Origin of the sequence: Bacillus thuringiensis, assembly GCF_001595725.1 — a bacterium.
In the GTDB taxonomy this organism is placed as follows: Bacteria; Bacillota; Bacilli; order Bacillales; family Bacillaceae_G; genus Bacillus_A; species Bacillus_A thuringiensis_K.
This window is the reverse complement of record NZ_CP014284.1, coordinates 84,234-104,966: the sequence shown is the minus strand read 5'-3', so window position 1 is coordinate 104,966 and position 20,733 is coordinate 84,234. Positions and strand designations below refer to the sequence as shown.

Genomic DNA, 20,733 nt, shown 5'->3' with positions numbered 1-20,733 from the left:
TTGTATAAAAGAAGAGAGGTACCAATATATGATTGATACCTCTACTATACTCAAGCTACGTTCTCTTGCAGCATTAATAGGACGAGTGCTACTATTGATCGGGGTTAACTATTTGAACCATCCACAGTTATTAAACAAAAGTTTTAGAATCTATACAGTAGTTTGATTTTACTTTTGAAATAAATAAACAAAGTCCCGAAATAACAATTTCGAAGACTCAAAAATATAAAATTCGCTTCAATATAGATCAACATTATGGAGGACCTACAATAATCATTATATTACTTGCTTATACCTCTTTTTGTAAATTAACATGACCAACTTTTGAATGTTTTTTGATTTATATGAGAAATGTAAACATTTAAATGGTATCCATTCCATATTGTTTATTTTTTAAATTCTTATGCCATTTTCATTTGTTGGATGGCCATTTGGATGAATACACTGATATTTCTCTTCCATCATATGTTATAGCTGAAATATTTAAATGGTAGTCGGATTCAATTCTAAGTGGATATCCTTCATTATATTCTGTCATGTTGACTTTAACACTTCCATCTTCATTAACTAGGTAACTGTCCTTAATCCTATTAAATGATCTATCACTATTAGTATTCCAGAAATCAATTCTATATTGTTTTACATAATTCTCTAATGGTTTAATATTTTTAAACGTAACAGAATTGAACCATTCCCCATCCCAGGATATAGACTCACTAAAATCTTTATATTTTTCTTTAATTTCTTCATCTGTTAAATTTTTTGGGTTCATAGCTGAAATCTTTGTAATTGAAACATCATCCCAATATATTTTTGCACTATCATTTATTGTTACATTTCTTACATCTATTCTATCTATTGGATTTCTTTCAGGATTCTGCACTAAAATATCTACTCTTTGATAGCCCTTGTTGTTTAGTTTTACTTTTTTACTCGTTATCGTAGAATTCTCACCTCTTACTTCTATTATACCCTCTGTATCATAAATAGCTTTCAAATACATGCTAAGATAGTAATTGGAAAAAGTCATTTTATCTAAAGATGAAAATCTATCCAATAGTGTAGAGTCACATTCCTCCACCAACTGGTCTTATACGAATACAGAAGGAGCTTCTATCGAAGCTGGGGCTAGTCTATTGGGTCCCACTTTTGGAGTGAGTGCTAATTATCAACACTCTGAAACAGTTGCAAAAGAATGGGGAACATCTACAGGAAATACCTCGCAATTCAATACAGCTTCAGCAGGTTATGTGAATGCGGATGTTCGATACAATAATGTGGGAACATGTGCGATTTATGAGGTGAAACCTACAACAGGTTTTGTGTTAGATAACGATACTGTAGCAATAATTACCGCAAAATCGAATTCGACAGCTTTAAGTATATCTCCAGGAGAAAGTTATCCGAAAAAAGGACAAAATGGAATTGCCATTAATACAATGGATGATTTTAATTCCCATCCGATTACATTAAATAAACAACAGTTGGATCAACTATTAAATAATAAACCTCCTATGTTAGAAACAAATCAGGCAGATGGTGTTTATAAAATAAAGGATACAAGCGGTAACATTGTGACTGGTGGAGATTGGAACGGTGTTATCCAACAAATTCAAGCAAAAACAGCCTCTATTATCGTTGATACGGGAGAAAGTGTTTCAGAAAAACGTATTGCAGCAAAAGATTTGATAATCCCGAGGATAAAACACCTTCTTTGTCTTTAAAAGAGGCACTTAAACTTGGATATCCGGAAGAAATTAAAGAAAAAGATGGATTGTTGCACTATAAGGACAAGCCAATTTACGAATCTAGTGTTATGAATTATCTAGATGAGAATACAGCCAAGGAAGTTGAAAAACAATTAACTGATACAACTGGAATATATAGAGATGTCAATCATTTATATGATGTGAAATTAACACCTAAGATGAATTTTACGATTAAATTAGCTTCCTTATATGATGGAGGTGAAAAAAATGATGTGAAGAATGGTCCTATAGGACATTGGTATTATACCTATAATGTAGGGGGAAGAAATACTGGAAAACACCAATATAGATCTGCTCATCCCAGTGCAAATGTAGTTTTATCTTCTGAAGCCAAAAGTAAGTTGGATAAAAATACAATTTACTACCTTAGCATGTATTTGAAAGCTGATTCTGATACAGAGCCTACAATAGAAGTAAATGGTGAGAATTCTACGATAACGAGTAAAAAGGTAAAACTAAACAACAAGGGCTATCAAAGAGTAGATATTTTAGTGCAGAATTCTGAAAGAAATCCAATAAAGCAAATACATGCAAGAGGAAATAATACAACAAATGTATACTGGGATGATGTTTCAATTACAAAGATTTTAGCTATGAACCCAAAAAATTTAACAGATGAAGAAATTAAAGAAAAATATAAAAATTTTAGTGAGTCTATATCCTGGGATGGGGAATGGTTCAATTCTGTTACGTTTAAAAATATTAAACCATTAGAGAATTATGTAAAACAATATAGAGTTGTTTGCGAGAGGGGTATTCTTGATTCATTTAATATTGTTAAGGACAGTGACCCAGTTAATGAAGATGGAAGTGTTACAGTTGATATGATGAAATATACTGATGGATTTCGACCTATATGAGCAACCAACTGCCAGTTAAATATTTCAGCTATAACATATGATGGAAGAGAAATACCAGTGTATTCATCCAAATGGCCATTCAACAAATGAAAATGGCATAAGAATTTAAAAAATAAATAATATGGAATGGATACCATTTAAATGCTTACATTTCTTATATAAATCAAAAAACATTCACAAGTTGTCCATGTTAATTTACAAAAAGAGGTGTGAGCAAGTAATATAATGATCAATGTGGTACATGAATCGTGATCAAGTACAATAAACAATAACTACATTTCAGGTGTTTTGGTATATTTTTATAATGCCAAAACACCTTTTTGTGAAAATGGATTTTTTTAAGGTCACTTTTAAACATCCGTTAAAGGAAGCATGAATTAGTAATGAATTTGCAATTTCGATAAAAGTTTGTAATATTTCATTTTATGGACATACTTCATCTAGATCACTTTGTAATAGAATATTTCCTTTTATATACAATTAAACCACATTTATCCTTCGTGAAATGTTTATATATTAAATAATATAAAAAAATATAGGGTGTTATAATTAATTCGAAAACGTTTACAAAAAGAATGATGGAGGGATAATTATGAAATACAAGTTTTCAAAAGTCGTTAAGTGTACTTTACCAGCTTTAATGATTACTACATTCGTTACTCCAAGTATGGCAGTTTTTGCCGCAGAAACCAAGTCGCCAAATCTAAATGCATCTCAACAAGCAATAACTCCATATGCTGAATCTTATATTGATACGGTTCAAGATAGAATGAAACAAAGAGATAGGGAATCAAAACTAACTGGTAAGCCAATAAATATGCAAGAACAAATAATAGATGGATGGTTTTTAGCTAGATTCTGGATATTTAAAGATCAAAATAACAATCATCAAACAAATAGATTTATATCCTGGTTTAAAGATAATCTTGCTAGTTCGAAGGGGTATGACAGTATAGCAGAACAAATGGGCTTAAAAATAGAAGCATTAAATGATATGGATGTAACAAATATTGATTATACATCTAAAACAGGTGATACCATATATAATGGAATTTCTGAACTAACAAATTATACAGGAACAACCCAAAAAATGAAAACCGATAGTTTTCAAAGAGATTATACAAAATCTGAATCCACTTCAGTAACAAATGGGTTACAATTAGGATTTAAAGTTGCTGCTAAGGGAGTAGTTGCATTAGCAGGTGCAGATTTTGAAACAAGTGTTACCTATAATTTATCATCTACTACAACTGAAACAAATACAATATCGGATAAGTTTACTGTTCCATCTCAAGAAGTTACATTATCCCCAGGTCATAAAGCAGTAGTGAAACATGATTTGAGAAAAATGGTGTATTTTGGGACTCAAGATTTAAAGGGTGATTTAAAAGTAAGTTTTAATGATAAAGAGATTGTACAAAAATTTATTTATCCAAATTATAGATCAATTGATTTATCTGATATTCGTAAAACAATGATTGAAATTGATAAATGGAATCATGTAAATACCATTGACTTTTATCAATTAGTTGGAGTTAAAAATCATATAAAAAATGGTGATACTTTATATATAGATACCCCGGCCGAATTTACATTTAATGGAGCTAATCCATATTATAGAGCAACATTTACAGAATACGACGAGAACGGAAATCCTGTTCAAACAAAGATTTTAAGTGGAAATTAATAAAATAAAATCTTTACCTTGCAATTTCATTTAGAAAACTTTGCAACAGAGCCTACTTTTAATAATGGGCAAATGGAACAATGAAAAATAGGAGAAAGATTTAGGAGTCAATTTTATATGCAAGTGTATTCTATATAGAAATGATAGGTTTACTTGGTGCCATAATACTTGGGATATTCCGGAAGAGAAATTAAAGAATTAATGGAAAAAATGAAAAACCTTGCAGATAAATGAAGTGAACCCTGAAAACGGGACACCTATCAAAACACCTAAACCACTTGTTCCCTAAATTCTTTAGGGGATAGGTGGTTTAATTTTTCTTGAATTCGCACACAATTGTAGTAATGAATGTATTCTAGCACAATCTTTCGCACAGTTGTGTTGGATACTTTTGTTATCTCTTGTGAATAGAAAGCTTCACTTTTTAAATGACTAAAGAAGCTTTCCATGACGGCATTATCATGGCAATTTCCTCTCCGGGACATGCTGGTGATAATGCCGTTTTCTTTGGCATATGCTTGAAATTCCTTCGCTGTATAAATACTTCCTTGATCTGAGTGAAGAAGGACATCTTTTACTTTTCGCCCTCTCATTGCTTGTTTTAATGTCTTCATTGCTAATGGCAGTGCTTGGGACTCGCTGATGACATAACTAATAATTTCACGATTAAAGGCATCCATAATCGTTGATAAATACAAGGTACGCTCTCCAAATAATAGATACGTCACATCCGTAAACCACCTTTCATTTGGTGCGGATGCATCGAATTGGCGTTCCAATCGATGAGGCGCTATTACTGGCTCCGCACCATTCATGTATTTCTTTTTCTTCCGACGAACTTTGGAGAGAATATGATTTTGTCTCATGATTCGTAATACTTTTTTATGATTCACACACATCCCCATCTTTCGAAGAGTGGCTGTCACTCTTCGATATCCATATCGCAATTTATGCCTAAGACAGATCTTCTTTATTCTTTCTTCTACCTCATCTCTAGGGTGTTCCGTTATCTGTAACCAACGATAAAATGTAGAACGCGGTAATTCTAATACTTTACACAGTTCTTGGGCGGTTACCCTTGTTTTTAATTCATTCCATAGATTAATAACGGTATGTGGTTTCAGCTCCTTTTGATTTCAAGATATTTTCCCTATACAAGTAATTTTGTTTTTAACTGTTTATTTTCTAACCGTAGCTGTTCCAATTCATCTAACTCTTTTGGCCCTTTTCCATAAGAATGTTGTTTTCCTACAGGTTGTTGAAAACGGTACGTTTGGCCGGTACGATACCACTTCATTCATGTCTTAATTTGGGAAACATTTTTAATTCCAAACTTCTCCATAATGGTCCGATTGGAATATCCATCCTTTTTCATTTCAATCACTTTCCACTTTATTTCTTCTGGGTAATGAACTCTTGTCTTCAAACCAAAAACACCTCCATTGAATTTGCATACTTAGTATGCGAATTCAAGAGGTGTTTTTTCATGTACCACTATTCGGGTTCACTTCAATATTATGGGTGTTATCTATGAGTATAGTGGATATAGAAATCAAAAGAAAGCTGCATAAGTGAAAAAATGAAACCCGTTAGGGTTTATTTTGTATGCTCAATTTTAAGAGGAGTATACTGTTTAAAAGTTTTTTCATTTCAATTAATGAAAAACCGTGGAGTTTCTATCCTTAAGTTGATGGGCATAGGGTACAGCCGAGATACATGTATCTCGACTGTACTCTAAGAAAAAGAGGATAGTTTTAAAGCGAGTTGCGTACCTGAATGAGTCGTTTTGCCTCTTTCACCGCATCAAATAACAAGCGTTTTTCATTTGGATACAAATCATCCGATAGGCATTCCACTAAGTTTGCCGCCTGATTCACTTCATAATCCGTTACGCCTGGTCGTAAGCCATCTTTTGTATTCGTAAACAAGGCATTCACTGCTTTCTTTGCCGCCTCTAAATCTTGTTCCGCTTCATATGTCGCATCTACTGGGATGACTTCGATTCGGTCTACATAAACTTCTCCACTTGAGAGAAAATTATACACATCTATCCCTATTTCACCTGAAGTATTTTCAAATCTGAAAGGCGTAGTAAAGCTTGCAAATTTAAATGTTTCATATGTTAAAGATGCTCCTTGCTTCATAGTTTTACTAAAGAAATAGTCATTAACCGTCTTACCCGCATGAGTTACACGGAAATTTATATCACTAGAAGAAGCATAACGAATTCTTACACGATATCTTTGTGTCAATGGTCCGGTTAAGTTAATTCGAAAAGTTCCTATTCTGCCAGTGCTTGTTCTTTTTAATATATTTCCTCCTGTAAATCCAGGACCCTGTATTACGGAAGTACCTGAAGGTAAAGTGTATGTTTTTACTATTGGAAGTTGCGTGATTTTATCCGGATAAATTGTATTGGTGAAATCCGCACTCCGATGTGTCCAAACAAAGACAGGTAGAGTTCCATTTGTATAAAAAGTATTAATAATTTTCTGGAAAAAGAGAGAGGTGACATAAGATAGTCTGTGACTATAACCTTCATTTACCGGTACCGTTCCGTCTACAGGTATTTCCTCACTTGATTCATAAACTTGTGTACAACCTTCTCCAGTTGTATGTGTTTTAGAATAAAGATAAGATGATGTATAATATGGGCTATCCCATTGCACCATATGGAGCCAAGATTCTGGCACACCATAAGTCTCTTGATAGTAATTCGCTAAGCTTGCGGCAGTTGAATTAATTTCAAAAATATCTCTAGTGTCTAATTCAATCCTAGTTTTTTCTGAAGTAAGATATCCATAATTATTTTCCCTTACTGTTGTATCACCTATAAAATTATATCGTAGAGAATGACCTGACCAATAGTTTAGGTAATCTTTAGTATTACCTAAAATTGTCCCCCTAACTGTATTAATTTCTAAACTTCTGAGTACATTAAATAAATGAGGCGGACGAATTACAGCATTTTCAATCTCCGAAAAGGAAATACCAGTATACTTTGACCAAGGTCTACAAAAACCCGCTGCCCCAGAAAGATTAAAGGCGATCGGATCCGTATATACTTCTCGTGTAAGTTGAGCCTTTGTTTCAAGTGGATACGTGTGTGTATTGTAGTTTGGAAATAATGCAACCAAATCTAATACCATGAGAGTCATCTCTCTGCGGAATTGATGATACTCCAACCAATTCTCAGCGCGCGTACCTTTTAATTTTTCTAAACCTGTATTGTACCACTTTACGCAATAATCAGTATATTGAGAAGTGAGTTGTACTTGACGGTTGTAGTAAGTGGAAATTTCATATGATGTGAATCCCCACTCTTCTCCAAAAATAGAAGCGTCTCTTAGTAACAATAAGTGCATGTTCACAGCCTGTGCATATACTGCTAATAATGGTACTTCCTGCCCGGATACTGCAAAGGATGGAATTGCCCCAACAAAATCAAGATCTAAAGCTGCAAATTGATTAGAAACAACACTTCTAGCTCTTGTGTCATTGCGATTTTCCAACCAAGCTTCAAGTGATTGCTGATATACATTCAAAGCATCTCCTAGCCCTTTTAATTCAGCGAGTGCCTTATTTCTTGCATATTCTGTTATTTTTTGATCTACAAGTTCTTCCACTAGCGTTATAATCTGTTCCCATACACTCACAGAATTTGATGGCCATAGCTGATCGAGAATAAAATTATAAAAACTAACTATCTGAGGAACAAATGGAATCCCTAACCCCCCTAATATTTTGCCGACAATATCGATTCCAACCTTAATTGCTTCTTTCCCACTAACAAGTGCTCCAGGTGAAGCAGAATATTCTCTATCATAGCCCTCGGACATTCTTAAATACTCTTTATAATTCATATTTTGTAACGCATTTGTTGGCCCATTCGCTAAAGGGTATCTGTTAGAATCATTGGATACAGAAGTAGTAGATGAAGCATTATATTCATTTTGATTATTTGAATTCATATTGGTTCCTCCTGCGATTTTTTATCATATATTCTGCTTTTTTCCCATATAAGTTATTAATTTGTTATTTGAAAAATAGTTTCTTTTGTGAGCGATTAGGATATTTCTTGTTTTTTAGCAGAAAACTCTAATAAAGAGTATTGATGTTACAGATATTACAAAAAACAGTAGTTAGTAAAAAGTCTAATTATATGACCAAATTTTATACATATCCTGAACCTCCCATACTGTAATCATTAAAATCAAATATATCAGGTGCTATTTTTTACTATTCTTGGGATTGCCCCATGCATTATCCTCCTTTCGGTTACAAGCAAAGTATATCTCTAATTTTCGAACAAAAAGCAAACACATTTTCATCAATAGGTGAAAATGTGTTTGCTTTTTTATTAAATATTTACGCTATCTTTTAATTGTCTTTACAATATTTTGTTAACCTTAAGGAGGATTAGAATGATAAAAATTTTTATTGATCCAGGACACGGTGGCAAGGATAGTGGTGCAAGTTCCAACAATTTAGTAGAAAAAAATTGGACACTTGAAGTTTCGAAATTAATTAACCAAAATCTGAGAAATTACAATTGTGATGTAAAAATGTCAAGAGTTTCAGATGTTTATGTAGAACTTTCAGAACGCGCGCGGCAAGCAAATTTATGGAACGCTAACATTTTTATTTCGATACATGTTAATGCAGGTGGAGGAACTGGATTTGAAAGCTATAGATATTTAAAAACAGATGATGAAACGCTACAAATGCATACAATTGTTCATCAAAATATTATGAAACAAATTTCAGTATATGAAATGAAAGATAGAGGAATGAAAACAGCCGATTTTGCAGTTCTTCGTCAGACAACGATGCCAGCAATTCTTCTAGAGGCAGGATTTTGTGATAGTTCAGATATTGAAAAATTAAAAAGTAATGCTTATAAACAAGCATTTGCCACCGGAATAGTAGATGCACTCTTAGAAATCTTCAACTTATCTAGTGATTCTAACTATTCTAAATTTAAAATCGGCGATAGAGTAACCGTACTGCCAACTGCTACTCATTATGCAACTGGGGAAAAAATATCGGGATTTGTTAAAAACAATACATATACAGTTGTTCAAGTTAAAACTACTAATCGAGCGAAAAGTAAGTATATGTATCTCTTGCAAGATATCAATAGTTGGGTACTAGAACAGGATTTATCTTAGCTTTAGTACAGATTTCAGTATCTTTTTACGGAAGGTGAGAATTAATTTGGAACAAAATGATAAACAGCTAAAATATAAAACAACCAGTTTTTATAAGAAATTAAGTAAACAAATCATCATTTTAATTAGTTTGATAATTAGTGTAGGTTATCAGTTAGGTTTTTGGGAGTTTTTATTGACAGAAAATCTACAAAATCAATTGTTAGATATTGTAATGTTAATCATTACAATTTTATCAACAATAGGTATTTTATTACCAGGTAATGATGAAAAAATATAGAATAATAAATACATATAACGAATTATACAGTTATATGTATTTATTATTTTGGAGGGAAATGAAGTAGAAAAACAGTAATTGTTTATCATTCATGTTGGCATTTTCTAATTTAAATCCTTCTTCAGGCCAAATTGTTTCAAAACCTGTTTCGCATTTGTTTTTAAATATTCCGATAAATATATACATGTATAATAATTTGTTTGGATTTGCAAAAATAAATACCTCAACTAGCCGCTATAACTAAGTAAAAAAGGATAGTATCTACTTAAAATAAAGGATATTCGAAGAGGTGTATCAATGATAACGACATTTATATATTTATCTTTTTGATATTTTTTTGAATTAAACAAAAAATTTGTTTTTGAACCATATTAAGATCGTGTGAAGAGGGAATAGTATTAATGCAAATTAATGGTGTTTGTATGTTATTTATTCCAGAGATATTAGTAATAATTAAATCATAATTTTTTGAAGCCTCTTTAAAAGAAGTTATATATAATTCATCAATAATATACGATCTAATAAAATGCCCAAATTGATAGTCAAGAATATTTTGTATGAATATAGTGTGTTCGATGTCAGAATCACAGAATACACCTACATCAATAGAGGGAACATTATTTTTCAGGGAATTGGATAAACTCGTCCAATTAATGATTAAAATATAAAAGGTTTCAATAAAATAATTAGAATACCACTTAAAATTCTCATGGAATTTAAATCGTTTTAACTCCTTCTTTAAAAGCAAAACAAAGTACGAAAACTCATGTGATGTATATTCTGAAAAAATATTCTTTTATTATACAAACTAAAACTTGTTACAAAAAACATATTTTGTAAATTGTATATTTCCAAGATGATTTTTTGCTTATTCTCGATAGGTATATTTAATTTACTCGACAGGTTTTCTAAAAGATTTATAATCCTAGGAACAACAATCCAGGCATTGTTCAATTTATTTTTTATCATATTTTCAAATTGTTCATATGTAAAAGCATATTTATTATTAAAAAATATATAAAAGAGTTGATGGACATTCTCTTTATTAAAATCAAGATGAAATGTATTTTTAAACAATTGACAAAAGGATTTGTTTTCTAAAATATTTAAGTCAATATTACTAGGAAAGGAGTCAGTTTCAGTTATCATTCTAAAGTGATTATTTTTTAATCTGATAATATTAACCATTGTCCAACACCTTAACCTTAAATGGGGAATGAGTAACACCATATTTCTCATAAAAAAATTGAATCATAATACTTCTAATATTTTGTTCAATCCCCGCAATTTTACAAGGATTTGTTAATATTTTCATCTGGTGATTTTTAAAAAATTTATTTAACTTGGTAATTTTTCCTTCTAAGAGTTAAAGGACTAATAAATAACTTCTCTGCAATGTTTTCTATATTATATTTCTCATCAAAAAATATGCGTTCGATAAAGGAAAATACAGGACTTAAAGATATTACTTTCTGATAAATATAATCTGCAGAATAATGGGATGGATATGTCAACAGTATTCCTTTTACTGAAGTTTCTATTTGAAAGGGCTCAAATTCATGATTAATTAATGTCATCTCTAAGAATTCTTTTAGAGCATCTAAGCTTTTGAGCAATATTCTCTAAGGTCATCCAACCATCCTCTTTGTATAATGTTTCCAAAAATTCTAGTTATCTTAGTAAGTTTTTATGTAGAATAAAGCGTAACCTCTTCACCTCTTTTTACTCAATTGTAGATATAAACAATCCGAAATATTCCGATTAAAAGGTAATTTTTGAAATCAGAGAAGTAATTTCGTTTGATATACTTATAAAGTGAAAAGGGAAAAATAGAAGTGATTTGAGCTAGTTTTGCATGAAAAGGAGGGAGTAGATTAAAAAAGAATTTTTATAATGATTTTATTTGTATGTCTACTTTACTGGTAGCAATATATGTATCAATTAGTACGACCTATACTTACGGCAATAAAACCTTAAGTAATCAAGATTATTTAGTAAAATTTACTAATATGGTAAGGTTCTACTATTCTAATAAAAGCAGGTTTCATTTTTATTAATAATGAATACAAGTTACTAACTGATAATGGATATATACTTCATGTAGAGAAGGTGTCAAAACTAGTTTTGGAGGGGAATACAATGGAGAAAATGATTTTACACTTAATACAAGATAAATCAACCATACGAAAACTCCACATTTTAGAAGCTTTAATTGATAGCAATGAAATAATGTCTTCAAAAGTTTTAGCACAAAAATTGCAATGTACAAGTAGAACTATTATGAATGACATTTCTCAATTAAAATTGATCCTCCCTGAAAATTGGAATCTAATAAGTATTAAATCTAAAGGGTATTTATTGAAAAGGGGTGTTGGAGTTGACGTTTCCCATATTATAACATCCAATTTAATAAATAGTGAACTTTATAAGATAATACTAGGGATATTTAATCATAAGTATTATTCTTTAGAAAAGTGGTCCCAATTGTTATATTTGGATAAATTAACACTAAAAAAAATTCTGAAAAATTTCAAAAACATACTTTATCATTTTGTACTGGATTTTAACTTTAGAACCATTCAATTAGTAGGACAAGAATTAAATATACGATATTTTTATATAGTGTTTTTTTACAGCATACAAAAGTATAAAAAAATTTTCAATTTACCCTCTAACTTGCAACGAAAAATCGAACATATTACTAAAGTTTATGATATTGAAATCGATTATAATTTATTAACAATAATCATTTATGTTTTTATAAATAGAATTACACACAAACATTTCATTTCTGAAAATTTAGACTTCGAATACATATTCAGCAATAATAAGATGAAATGTATAAGTGCAGTTATATCGGAGTTAGAATGTTATTTCAATATTAACTTATCTAAAAAGGAAGTAAACTTTTTTAAACTTTCTTTTTTTCTAATCTCCAAAGGAAAAAAAGACGAAAAGGTTAACATTACTAATTATTATAAAACAAAGGAAAAAACTTATGATAAATTTCTTTCTGTTTTTAATATGATTTCACACAAATTAAATATGGGTTTTAAAACAAAAGAGAAAGTAAAGAATGAGATATTTTTTACATTACATATAATCAATATATTTAATTCGTATAATATATCGATAGGAGAATTTTGGAGTGAATTTGAAACTGTACCTCAAGAATTTTTAGAGGGCTACAATATAATTTATCCTCTTATTTCCTCTTGGAATAAAGAAATAAATCAAAATAGATTAACGAAAAACGAAATTTATTACATGACATATAATATTTTATTTATTCTTAATTCAAATTATGCAAAAAAAGGGTTACTACTGTTGTCTGGACCAACATCTTTGAAGAATTTTATCTATTATAAATTAAATAAAGAATTAGGTGACATCCTAACTCTCCAACAAAAAACAGATTATACCAACAAATATGATTTCATTTTGACCAATTATCAAATTACCAATAGTCAAATACCAATAATTCAAATTTCTAGCAAAACAATTCAGCAAGATATGTGTTACATTAAAAAGATTATATCTCCTTATAATAAAGAATGAACAAACCTACCCTATGTACTTGTTGTAGTAATAAATTGCATGGATTGTTGCAAAGTTATTTCGATGAATACATATAAATCTAAAAAAGTTAAAAGAACATTCATATATTTGTAATTTTATAAAAAGAATTAAGATTTTAAAAAGATTAAACTATCTTAAAAGTCGAAATTCACACAAACATATGTTATTGCAAAAGTTAATGTGAAATATTTTACAAATGTGTGTTGTATTCAAATCTACACATCAAATGATGATTTAAGTGTTACATATTCATTAACAGGTTATTTTGAATTTCACTTCGCTATAAAATAAAAACAAGTTTTAAAAAATATACAAAATATACAAAATATTAAACTCATAAGAATCAGTCATATATTATAAATATTGGTGAAAGTTCTTATATCTGTTGCAATAAGGACTTATTTGCGTGGTTACCACGTTTTTATGTACAATGAAAGAAAAACATCATATGAGATGGGGAGAGGAAAACCCATGTCCAATCAACAATTAGTGAATTTACGCATTGATTTTGCTTTTAAACAATTATTTGGTACAAGTGGAAATGAAGATATTCTCATTGCGTTTTTAAATGCAATGTTACAAGATTCTTTAGAAGCACCCATTGTTTCATTACAATTAGAAGATCCACATTTACACAGGGAACATGAAGAAGATAAGCTATCTATTTTAGATATTTCTGCAACATTAGACACAGGAACAAAAGTCAACGTAGAAATACAAGCGCGACAAGAAGTCGCTTCATAATAGTGCGTATCCATAAGGATACGCTATTCTAGTTGTCAAGAATATTTCCACCCAAAACAGCGTTGCCAGTAATGGCAGGGTTGGTTGCATGAGGGAATGCATAAGGAAGCGATGAACGTACATTCAATCCGTGCTAGGGAAAGATGAGAAAGGTAAACGACAGTGAATCTTCTTAAGCTTCGTTACTACAAATCTAATGAAAGACGTTGATACATTGGAACTGCGGATTAGAAAAGTGGACTTTGTATGCTACTGAGAGACAACCTACATATCCGTCGGAGTAGAAGAAGGTACCTTCCCTCATCGTATCTATTAGAAGTGGAACTTGGTAAGCCCTATATAATCTGTACGTTGTACAGTAAGGATGTCGTAAGGCAAAATGACGTTATAGAGGGTATGGGATGTTGGAAAAAGCGAAAGTCGCAAGGTCGAAAGACAACAGGAACTCATAACTGTGCGAATAGCATCCAGGGGAAAAAAACTAATGATGCAACCCGAAAGGGTGCAGACTTCCAACAGGTCTTCAACACGAAAAAAAGCGAAAAAAAACTTCTGCCGAAAGGAAGGAATCTAGTTATGGATACAGCTCACAAGGCGTCGGCTATTCCTTCACTTACAGATTGGTTTACAATTCAATGGAAAGAAATCGAAAGGTATGTAAGGAAGTTACGACAACGAATTTTTCGTGCCAAACAACAAAACCAAAGTAGAAGAGTAAGAAAATTACAACGTCTTATGCTTCGGAGCAAAGCGAATCTATTGTTATCAATCAAAAGAGTTACACAAATAAACCGTGGGAAGCGCACAGCGGGTATTGATGGAGAACGTATATTATCACCTAGGTCTAGGGTAGCATTGTTTCATCAAATGAGTCCCCAAAATATCAAATTACATCGCCCGAGAGCAGTAAAGCGCATACACATTCCGAAGAAAAATGGAAAATTACGCCCGTTGGGCATTCCGACAGTTAAGGATAGAATTTGGCAGAATATCGTCAGAAACGCCCTGGAGCCGGAGTGGGAGGCAGAATTTGAACCCATTTCGTACGGATTCCGTCCAAAGCGTAGTGCGCATGATGCCATAGCGAATATCTTTAATAAACTAAACTCCAAAAGCAAAAAAGTTTGGGTATTTGAAGGGGATTTTACAGGGTGTTTCGATAATCTCAATCATGAACACATCTTAGAGAAAATTCAAAACTTTCCAGCAAAAGAAATTGTTAGAAGATGGTTAGCATCTGGGTATGTAGATAATCAAGTGTTTCACCCTACAACAGCAGGTTCTCCTCAAGGAGGAGTGATTTCACCTCTCTTGGCTAATATCGCCTTACATGGTATGGAGAAAGAACTCGGTATTAGATACAGTAAGAGTAACACAAAAAGACAAGGTACTATCTATAATATTCATGTCAAATGTACAAAGGCAATGGTTCGTTACGCAGATGATTTTATCATCGCTTGTCAAACCAAAAAAGAAGCCGAATCCTTGTATCGAGAGTTAGTACCATATCTCGAGAAACGCGGAATTACATTAGCAACAGATAAAACCCATGTTACTCACATTACTGAGGGTTTTGATTTTCTAGGTTTTCATATTAAACAATATGTGCAAGACAAGAATAAATTGTTAATAAAACCGTCAAAAACAAGCATTCAAAAAGCTAAGAAGAAAATTAAAACAACTTTCCAAAACTTGAAAGGGAAACCTGTTTATACGCTATTAACAAACCTAAATTCAATAATCCGGGGGTATGTGTATTACTGGAGACATGTAGTATCGAAAAAGGTGTTTTCATCGATTGATTACTTTATATGGGGAAATGTTGTACGACATGTAAAACATTTGCATCCAAATAAAAGTTGGAAATGGATTGTAAAACAATATTTTCGAAAACCTAAGCATGGAGGACATGATAAATGGGTTCTTACCTGTCCAAAGACACAGTATCAAATCTATAAAATGGTTTGGACCCCCATTGTAAGGCATATTGGGATAAGATACAAAAACAGCCCGGATAATCCTGAACTCTCTGATTATTTTGCCAAACGAAATAAAAAAGATTTTGATAACAATAATACGCTAACTCGAATCAAGATTGCAAAGAAACAGAAATATATCTGTCCAATGTGTGAAGAGGCTCTACAAAACGGAGAAGCACTAGAAATACATCATAAAGTTCCTAAAGTGTACGGAGGAACAAATGAATATGGTAATCTTCAACTTCTACATACATCTTGTCACATTCAACTCCATCAAAAGCATCCTATCTTTCGAGAGAGAGCATATATTTACAAGAAAGTGAACAAACATATTTCATTAACGCCTCGAGAAAGAATCCAGGTAATAGAATGGCGTATGATGGATGAAGAACGACTAGTTGTTTGGGATAAAAAGAAGGCTTGAGCCGGATGTTTGGAAACGGACAACTCCGGTTCTGAGGGGAGAAAGAGTCCGCGAGGACTCCGACTTACCCGACCTCAATAATTGGAGTGAACCCTTAGAATGAGACGAAAAATGGAGATGGTACACTAAACTGGACACTAAGTTAAGAGAGAAAGGTGATTCAGTTTATGAGTAGAAAAGTCTATGATCGTCAATTTAAAATGGCTGCAGTTCAGCTGGTACTAGAAGAAAATATGTTTGTAAAAGAGGTTTCCAGAGAATTATCGATTCATTCTAATACCCTATATCGTTGGAGAAGTGAATATGAAAAATATGGGGAAAGTGCGTTTCCAGGCCGTGGAAGCGCACTTTATCATTCTCAGTATGAAATAAAAAAACTCAAGCGTGAGAATGAAGAACTGAGAAAAGAGCTCGATTTATTAAAAAAGTTCCAGGTCTTCTTGAAGAAAAAGAATGTGTAAGATTTCAATATTTAAAAGAAAATAAACACAAATATAACATCAAGAAGGCTTGTAAAACGTTAAACATCTCGCGATCAGGTTACTATGAATATTTACAGAGAAAACCTTCTAAACGAGCTCTAGAGAATGAAGTGTTAAGTGGGGAAATACAGCAAATATTTGAGGAGCATAAGGGGCGGTATGGATCTTTAAGAATTACAAAAGTTCTTGAAAAGAAAGGCATCAAAGTAAACCGGAAGCGAGTAGGAAAGCTGATGCGTCAAATGAAACTGCATGCGAAAGGCAGTCGCTATCAATATAAACGTTATAATAAGAAATCACCTTCCATAGAAAGACCTAACCTCTTAAATCAAGTTTTTCAGACGGATCAACGAAATAAAATATGGGTTGGTGATATTACTTATATTCCTACCAAAAAAGGCACCTTATACCTTGCGGTATTTGTGGATATGTACTCGAGAAAAGTGATTGGTTGGTCCATGAGTACACGTATGAAAGATTCTCTCGTGATAGATGCTTTTTTACAAGGATATAAAAAAGAACATCCGAAAAAAGGGTTAATTATTCATACAGACCAAGGGTCTCAGTATACAAGCGGTAATTTTCAAACCACACTCAAAAAGTATGGTGCTGTTTCGAGTGTCAGTAGAAAAGGAAACCCTTATGATAATGCATTAATGGAATCCTTTTACAAGACTATAAAAAGAGAGCTTATTCAAGGTGCTAAATTTAAAACACCTGAACAAGCTCGTAAAGAAATATTTAAATATATAGAGTTGTATTACAATACAAAAAGAATGCATTCTTCTTTAGATTATCTTTCTCCTATCGAATTTGAGAAAGCCTATTCATAATATTCACCTAACTTAGTGTCTAGAAAATGTTGACAAGCCCAAATTAGGTGGTTTGATAGGTGTCCCGTTTCCGGGGTTCACTTCATTATTTTGGGGATTTTTATAATGAGGGAACAAGTGATGTAATAGAATAAATAAAACTAGCCAAATGACTAAAATTGAAAACAATTAGCCTTTCTCGTTTAGAAACAAGTTAAATTTCTGAGTTAGCAGAAGAATTTTTATTTACAGCTCGTGCACCTGAGGAAAAAATTCGGAGTGCGGCAATTAGTTCTTGACTTGCTCATACAATAGTAATTGATGTTATGTTCTTTGCTTACTTATCATCTCAATATGAATTTACAGTAAAACAATTAGAAAAGACAAAACAGATAATAAGGCGACTAGATGAATAAAAGAATTTTTCTGGAGAAATTTCAAGTTAAATACATAAGAAAAGGAGAAAATTTTAAAATGCAAATAAAACAGCGAAAGTCTAAAAGGTTATGGAGAAAAGAATGTATATATTTTTTATAATAGTTTTTGCATTAGTTCTTGCCGGAATTATTTATTGGAATATTTCACCATTCCCGAAGGCGTTTATAATCAAAAAAGCTTTTGAAGGCGGAGTATTTGAACAATCCAACAATTACGGAAATGCCCTAAAAGAAACTATAGTTGTTAAGGATGTTGATTATAATTCTAAATTTCCAGATGGTACATTAGATCTTATTTATCCAAAAAACCATACAGAATCAACTCCCATTATTTTTTGGGTTCATGGAGGGGGCTTTGTCGGGGGAGATAAATCAGATATTACAGGTTATGCGGTAGAATTGGCAGCTTGTGGTTATGCAGTAGTAAATATAAACTATGCTCTTGCTCCAAAAAAACAATATCCTACACCAGTACTCCAATTAGGTGAAGCTTATGGATATATAAAAGAAAATGCAAAAAAATATGACCTGAAACTAGATCGTGTATATTTTGCAGGAGATTCTGCGGGAGCACAAATATCTGGTCAATTTGTTAATATCCAAACTTCTATAGAGTATGCGAAATTAACTAGAATTGATCCTATTGTGGATGCTTCAACAATAAAGGGAGTATTATTATTTTGCGGTCCATATAGTATGTCTGCATTTGCTAAAATACAATCGACTAAAGAAATACAAGAATTTATGCATAGTGCTGGTTGGGCTTATATGGGTGAAAAAAAATGGGAAGAATTAACCGAAACAAAAATAGCCTCAATATTAGACTATGTTACAAAAGATTATCCACCAACTTTTATAACTGATGGTAATACTGCATCGTTTGAAGAACAAGGAAAAGCATTGGTTACTGCCTTACAAAGTGAAGGTGTAGTAGTAGATAATCTTTTCTTTGATAAAAATTTTTATGGCGAGTTAGGACATGAATTTCAATTTAAAATGAATACTTTAGCAGGTCAAGATACTTTTAACAAAGTCCTTGAGTTTTTAAATAAAACTAAATAGTACACAAATAATGGATAGATAAAGCCCAAATCATATTAAAATGAATTGGGCTTTTATCATGAAATATAAATTCTTCTTCTTGATTAAATTCTTACCTACTGTCCACTAATTTAATATTAAATTAATAAATATTCTATATAATTATTTTGAACTACCCCCACTTTCACTTCGTTTAGAAGTGAGGGATTCCTAAGTAAAGAGTTCTATCGAACTTTAATTGATTAGGCTAACCTCGCAGTCCTTGCGGTTAGAAGCCTTATCGCTTCATTCTTTAGATTGATACTTGCGTTAATATCCCTATCATGGTGTGTACAACAAGAAGGACAGTCCCATTCACGTAGGTTTAGATTTTTAACGTCTTTATTTTGATATCCACAACAAGAACATAATTGGCTGGAAGCAAATGTTTTCGATACGACAATAACTTGTTTGCCATACCATTTTGCTTTGTATTCTAACATGGATCGAAATTGCGACCAAGATACCTCACTAATTGCTTTTGCTAACTTTTGATTCTTTAACATATTCGATACTTGCAAATCCTCTATACTGATAACATCGTGGTTTTTGGTGATTTCAGTTGAAATTTTGTCCAAGTAATCTTTTCTAGTATTTGATATGTATTCATGAATTCTAGCTACCTTTACTCGTTGTTTATTCCAGCGAGAAGAACCTTTCATTCTTCTAGAAAGCACGCGCTGTGCTTTTGCCAACTTATCTTCTAATGATCGGAAAAACTTCGGATTTTCATAGTGTGTTCCATCTGACAAAATAGCGAAATCTTTTAGTCCTACATCTATTCCAATGTAAGAATGTGTTTTCGGAAGTTCTTGTACTTCTGTTTCAACTAATAGTAACACAAAATATCTACCAGAAGGGTTCCGTCTAACTGTAGCATTTACAATACGCCCCTCTACTTCGCGACTTTTGGCTAATCGAACAAGGCCTAGTTTCGGCAACTTTATTTTGTTCCCTACAACGGCAATGTTTTCATTTGTTTGTTTTGTGGTATAAGATTGTATGTTGTTCTTCTCAGATTTAAAGCGCGGTGCGCTGTTTTGTTTTTTGAAAAAGTGGGTATAAGCATCCGCAAGGTTGCGAACAGACGACTGAATCGCAATACTATCCACTTCTTTTAGCCAAATAAGCTCTTTCTTCATGGCAGGAAGTTTGGCAGAGCATGTACCATATGTTAAACCTTTCCCTGTCTCTTTGTATGCGTGATCCCATAAGGATAGGAAATGATTGAATACAAAGCGAGAACACCCAATCGTTTTGTTGATTAGAATTGCTTGTGCTTGATTTGGATAGATACAAAACTTATAGGCCTTATTCATCATTATTTGATTCACCTACATTTTGGTATATGTTTATTATACGCCGAACGTATATTTGATAGGTAGAGGAGTAACACTTTCTGTATGTCGAACAATCAAGATGGCTTCCT

The 20,733-nt window shown here is 32.1% G+C and carries 14 protein-coding genes and 3 pseudogenes; 10 read left to right on the top strand and 7 right to left on the bottom strand.

What is annotated here, in order from left to right; translation table 11 throughout:
* Positions 1-412: 412 nt before the first annotated feature.
* Positions 413-1,057, bottom strand: coding sequence for a hypothetical protein (locus tag AXW78_RS29280; RefSeq protein ID WP_061885069.1), 645 nt, complete (start codon positions 1,055-1,057; stop codon positions 413-415).
* A 79-nt stretch (positions 1,058-1,136) separates the two neighbouring features.
* On the opposite strand from AXW78_RS29280, the gene AXW78_RS35160 reads away from it, so the two are divergent.
* The 3 genes from AXW78_RS35160 to AXW78_RS29270 all read left to right on the top strand — a co-directional run bounded on the left by AXW78_RS35160 (position 1,137) and on the right by AXW78_RS29270 (position 4,316).
* Entirely contained in the window at positions 1,137-1,724 is a 588-nt protein-coding gene (locus AXW78_RS35160; protein ID WP_347400268.1) for a hypothetical protein, read from the top strand.
* Positions 1,715-2,629, top strand: coding sequence for a hypothetical protein (locus AXW78_RS35155; protein WP_231122479.1), 915 nt, complete (start codon positions 1,715-1,717; stop codon positions 2,627-2,629). Before AXW78_RS35160 ends, AXW78_RS35155 begins: the two co-directional genes overlap by 10 nt.
* Before the next feature lie 592 nt (positions 2,630-3,221).
* Positions 3,222-4,316, top strand: a complete 1,095-nt coding sequence (locus AXW78_RS29270) for an epsilon-toxin family protein (RefSeq protein ID WP_061885068.1) — start codon at positions 3,222-3,224, stop codon at positions 4,314-4,316.
* Positions 4,317-4,585: 269 nt separating this feature from the next.
* Here the strand turns inward: AXW78_RS29270 and AXW78_RS29265 are convergent.
* Positions 4,586-5,742: pseudogene (locus AXW78_RS29265) on the bottom strand (IS3 family transposase).
* Positions 5,743-6,070: 328 nt separating this feature from the next.
* A complete protein-coding gene (locus AXW78_RS29255; protein WP_061885066.1) occupies positions 6,071-8,287 on the bottom strand; it encodes an insecticidal delta-endotoxin Cry8Ea1 family protein in 2,217 nt (738 codons plus the stop codon).
* Between the two features lie 453 nt (positions 8,288-8,740).
* On the opposite strand from AXW78_RS29255, the gene AXW78_RS29250 reads away from it, so the two are divergent.
* Positions 8,741-9,487 (top strand): N-acetylmuramoyl-L-alanine amidase, encoded by a 747-nt coding sequence (locus tag AXW78_RS29250; protein WP_081114074.1) that lies wholly within the window; start codon positions 8,741-8,743, stop codon positions 9,485-9,487.
* A gap of 46 nt (positions 9,488-9,533) precedes the next feature.
* Positions 9,534-9,767 carry a hypothetical protein gene (locus AXW78_RS29245; protein WP_061885065.1) on the top strand — a complete coding sequence of 78 codons (234 nt, stop codon included), beginning with the start codon at positions 9,534-9,536 and terminating at the stop codon, positions 9,765-9,767.
* Between the two features lie 1,180 nt (positions 9,768-10,947).
* On the opposite strand, the gene AXW78_RS35365 is transcribed toward AXW78_RS29245, so the two are convergent.
* The 3 genes from AXW78_RS35365 to AXW78_RS35145 are packed head-to-tail and all read right to left on the bottom strand — an operon-like array spanning position 10,948 to position 11,399.
* Positions 10,948-11,082: a hypothetical protein gene (locus AXW78_RS35365; protein ID WP_258010517.1), complete on the bottom strand. Its 135-nt coding sequence runs from the start codon at positions 11,080-11,082 to the stop codon at positions 10,948-10,950.
* A gap of 19 nt (positions 11,083-11,101) precedes the next feature.
* Positions 11,102-11,344 (bottom strand): helix-turn-helix domain-containing protein, encoded by a 243-nt coding sequence (locus tag AXW78_RS35360; RefSeq protein WP_258010518.1) that lies wholly within the window; start codon positions 11,342-11,344, stop codon positions 11,102-11,104.
* Positions 11,331-11,399: a hypothetical protein gene (locus AXW78_RS35145; protein WP_231122485.1), complete on the bottom strand. Its 69-nt coding sequence runs from the start codon at positions 11,397-11,399 to the stop codon at positions 11,331-11,333. The genes AXW78_RS35360 and AXW78_RS35145 overlap by 14 nt, the downstream gene beginning before the upstream one ends.
* A 507-nt stretch (positions 11,400-11,906) precedes the next feature.
* Here AXW78_RS35145 and AXW78_RS29235 point away from each other — a divergent pair.
* The 5 genes and pseudogenes from AXW78_RS29235 to AXW78_RS29210 all read left to right on the top strand — a co-directional run bounded on the left by AXW78_RS29235 (position 11,907) and on the right by AXW78_RS29210 (position 19,286).
* Positions 11,907-13,325: an AcpB/EbpR/MafR family transcriptional regulator gene (locus AXW78_RS29235; protein WP_061885064.1), complete on the top strand. Its 1,419-nt coding sequence runs from the start codon at positions 11,907-11,909 to the stop codon at positions 13,323-13,325.
* A gap of 492 nt (positions 13,326-13,817) precedes the next feature.
* Positions 13,818-14,066: pseudogene (locus AXW78_RS29230) on the top strand (Rpn family recombination-promoting nuclease/putative transposase); the annotation flags it as partial.
* Between the two features lie 600 nt (positions 14,067-14,666).
* Entirely contained in the window at positions 14,667-16,493 is a 1,827-nt protein-coding gene (ltrA, locus tag AXW78_RS29225) for a group II intron reverse transcriptase/maturase (RefSeq protein WP_061885197.1), read from the top strand.
* Between the two features lie 167 nt (positions 16,494-16,660).
* Positions 16,661-17,808, top strand: a protein-coding gene (locus tag AXW78_RS29215; RefSeq protein WP_129542633.1) for an IS3 family transposase whose coding sequence is annotated in 2 segments (ribosomal slippage) — positions 16,661-16,913 and positions 16,913-17,808 — 1,149 coding nt in all. Because the reading frame shifts where the segments join, the coding sequence is not laid out codon by codon here.
* Between the two features lie 453 nt (positions 17,809-18,261).
* Positions 18,262-19,286, top strand: a pseudogene (locus tag AXW78_RS29210) (alpha/beta hydrolase).
* A gap of 221 nt (positions 19,287-19,507) precedes the next feature.
* On the opposite strand, the gene tnpB reads toward AXW78_RS29210, so the two are convergent.
* Positions 19,508-20,626 (bottom strand): IS200/IS605 family element RNA-guided endonuclease TnpB, encoded by a 1,119-nt coding sequence (gene tnpB / locus AXW78_RS29205; RefSeq protein ID WP_061885059.1) that lies wholly within the window; start codon positions 20,624-20,626, stop codon positions 19,508-19,510.
* Positions 20,627-20,733 lie beyond the last annotated feature (107 nt).

What these genes read in the sequence shown, in the direction of transcription:
- AXW78_RS29235 (WP_061885064.1), top strand. Translation starts at nt 11,907, where the DNA reads ATGGAGAAAATGATTTTACACTTAATACAAGATAAATCAACCATACGA.
- tnpB (WP_061885059.1), bottom strand. Translation starts at nt 20,626, where the DNA reads ATGATGAATAAGGCCTATAAGTTTTGTATCTATCCAAATCAAGCACAA.
- AXW78_RS29250 (WP_081114074.1), top strand. Translation starts at nt 8,741, where the DNA reads ATGATAAAAATTTTTATTGATCCAGGACACGGTGGCAAGGATAGTGGT.
- AXW78_RS35365 (WP_258010517.1), bottom strand. Translation starts at nt 11,082, where the DNA reads ATGAAAATATTAACAAATCCTTGTAAAATTGCGGGGATTGAACAAAAT.
- AXW78_RS29270 (WP_061885068.1), top strand. Translation starts at nt 3,222, where the DNA reads ATGAAATACAAGTTTTCAAAAGTCGTTAAGTGTACTTTACCAGCTTTA.
- ltrA (WP_061885197.1), top strand. Translation starts at nt 14,667, where the DNA reads ATGGATACAGCTCACAAGGCGTCGGCTATTCCTTCACTTACAGATTGG.
- AXW78_RS29255 (WP_061885066.1), bottom strand. Translation starts at nt 8,287, where the DNA reads ATGAATTCAAATAATCAAAATGAATATAATGCTTCATCTACTACTTCT.
- AXW78_RS35360 (WP_258010518.1), bottom strand. Translation starts at nt 11,344, where the DNA reads ATGACATTAATTAATCATGAATTTGAGCCCTTTCAAATAGAAACTTCA.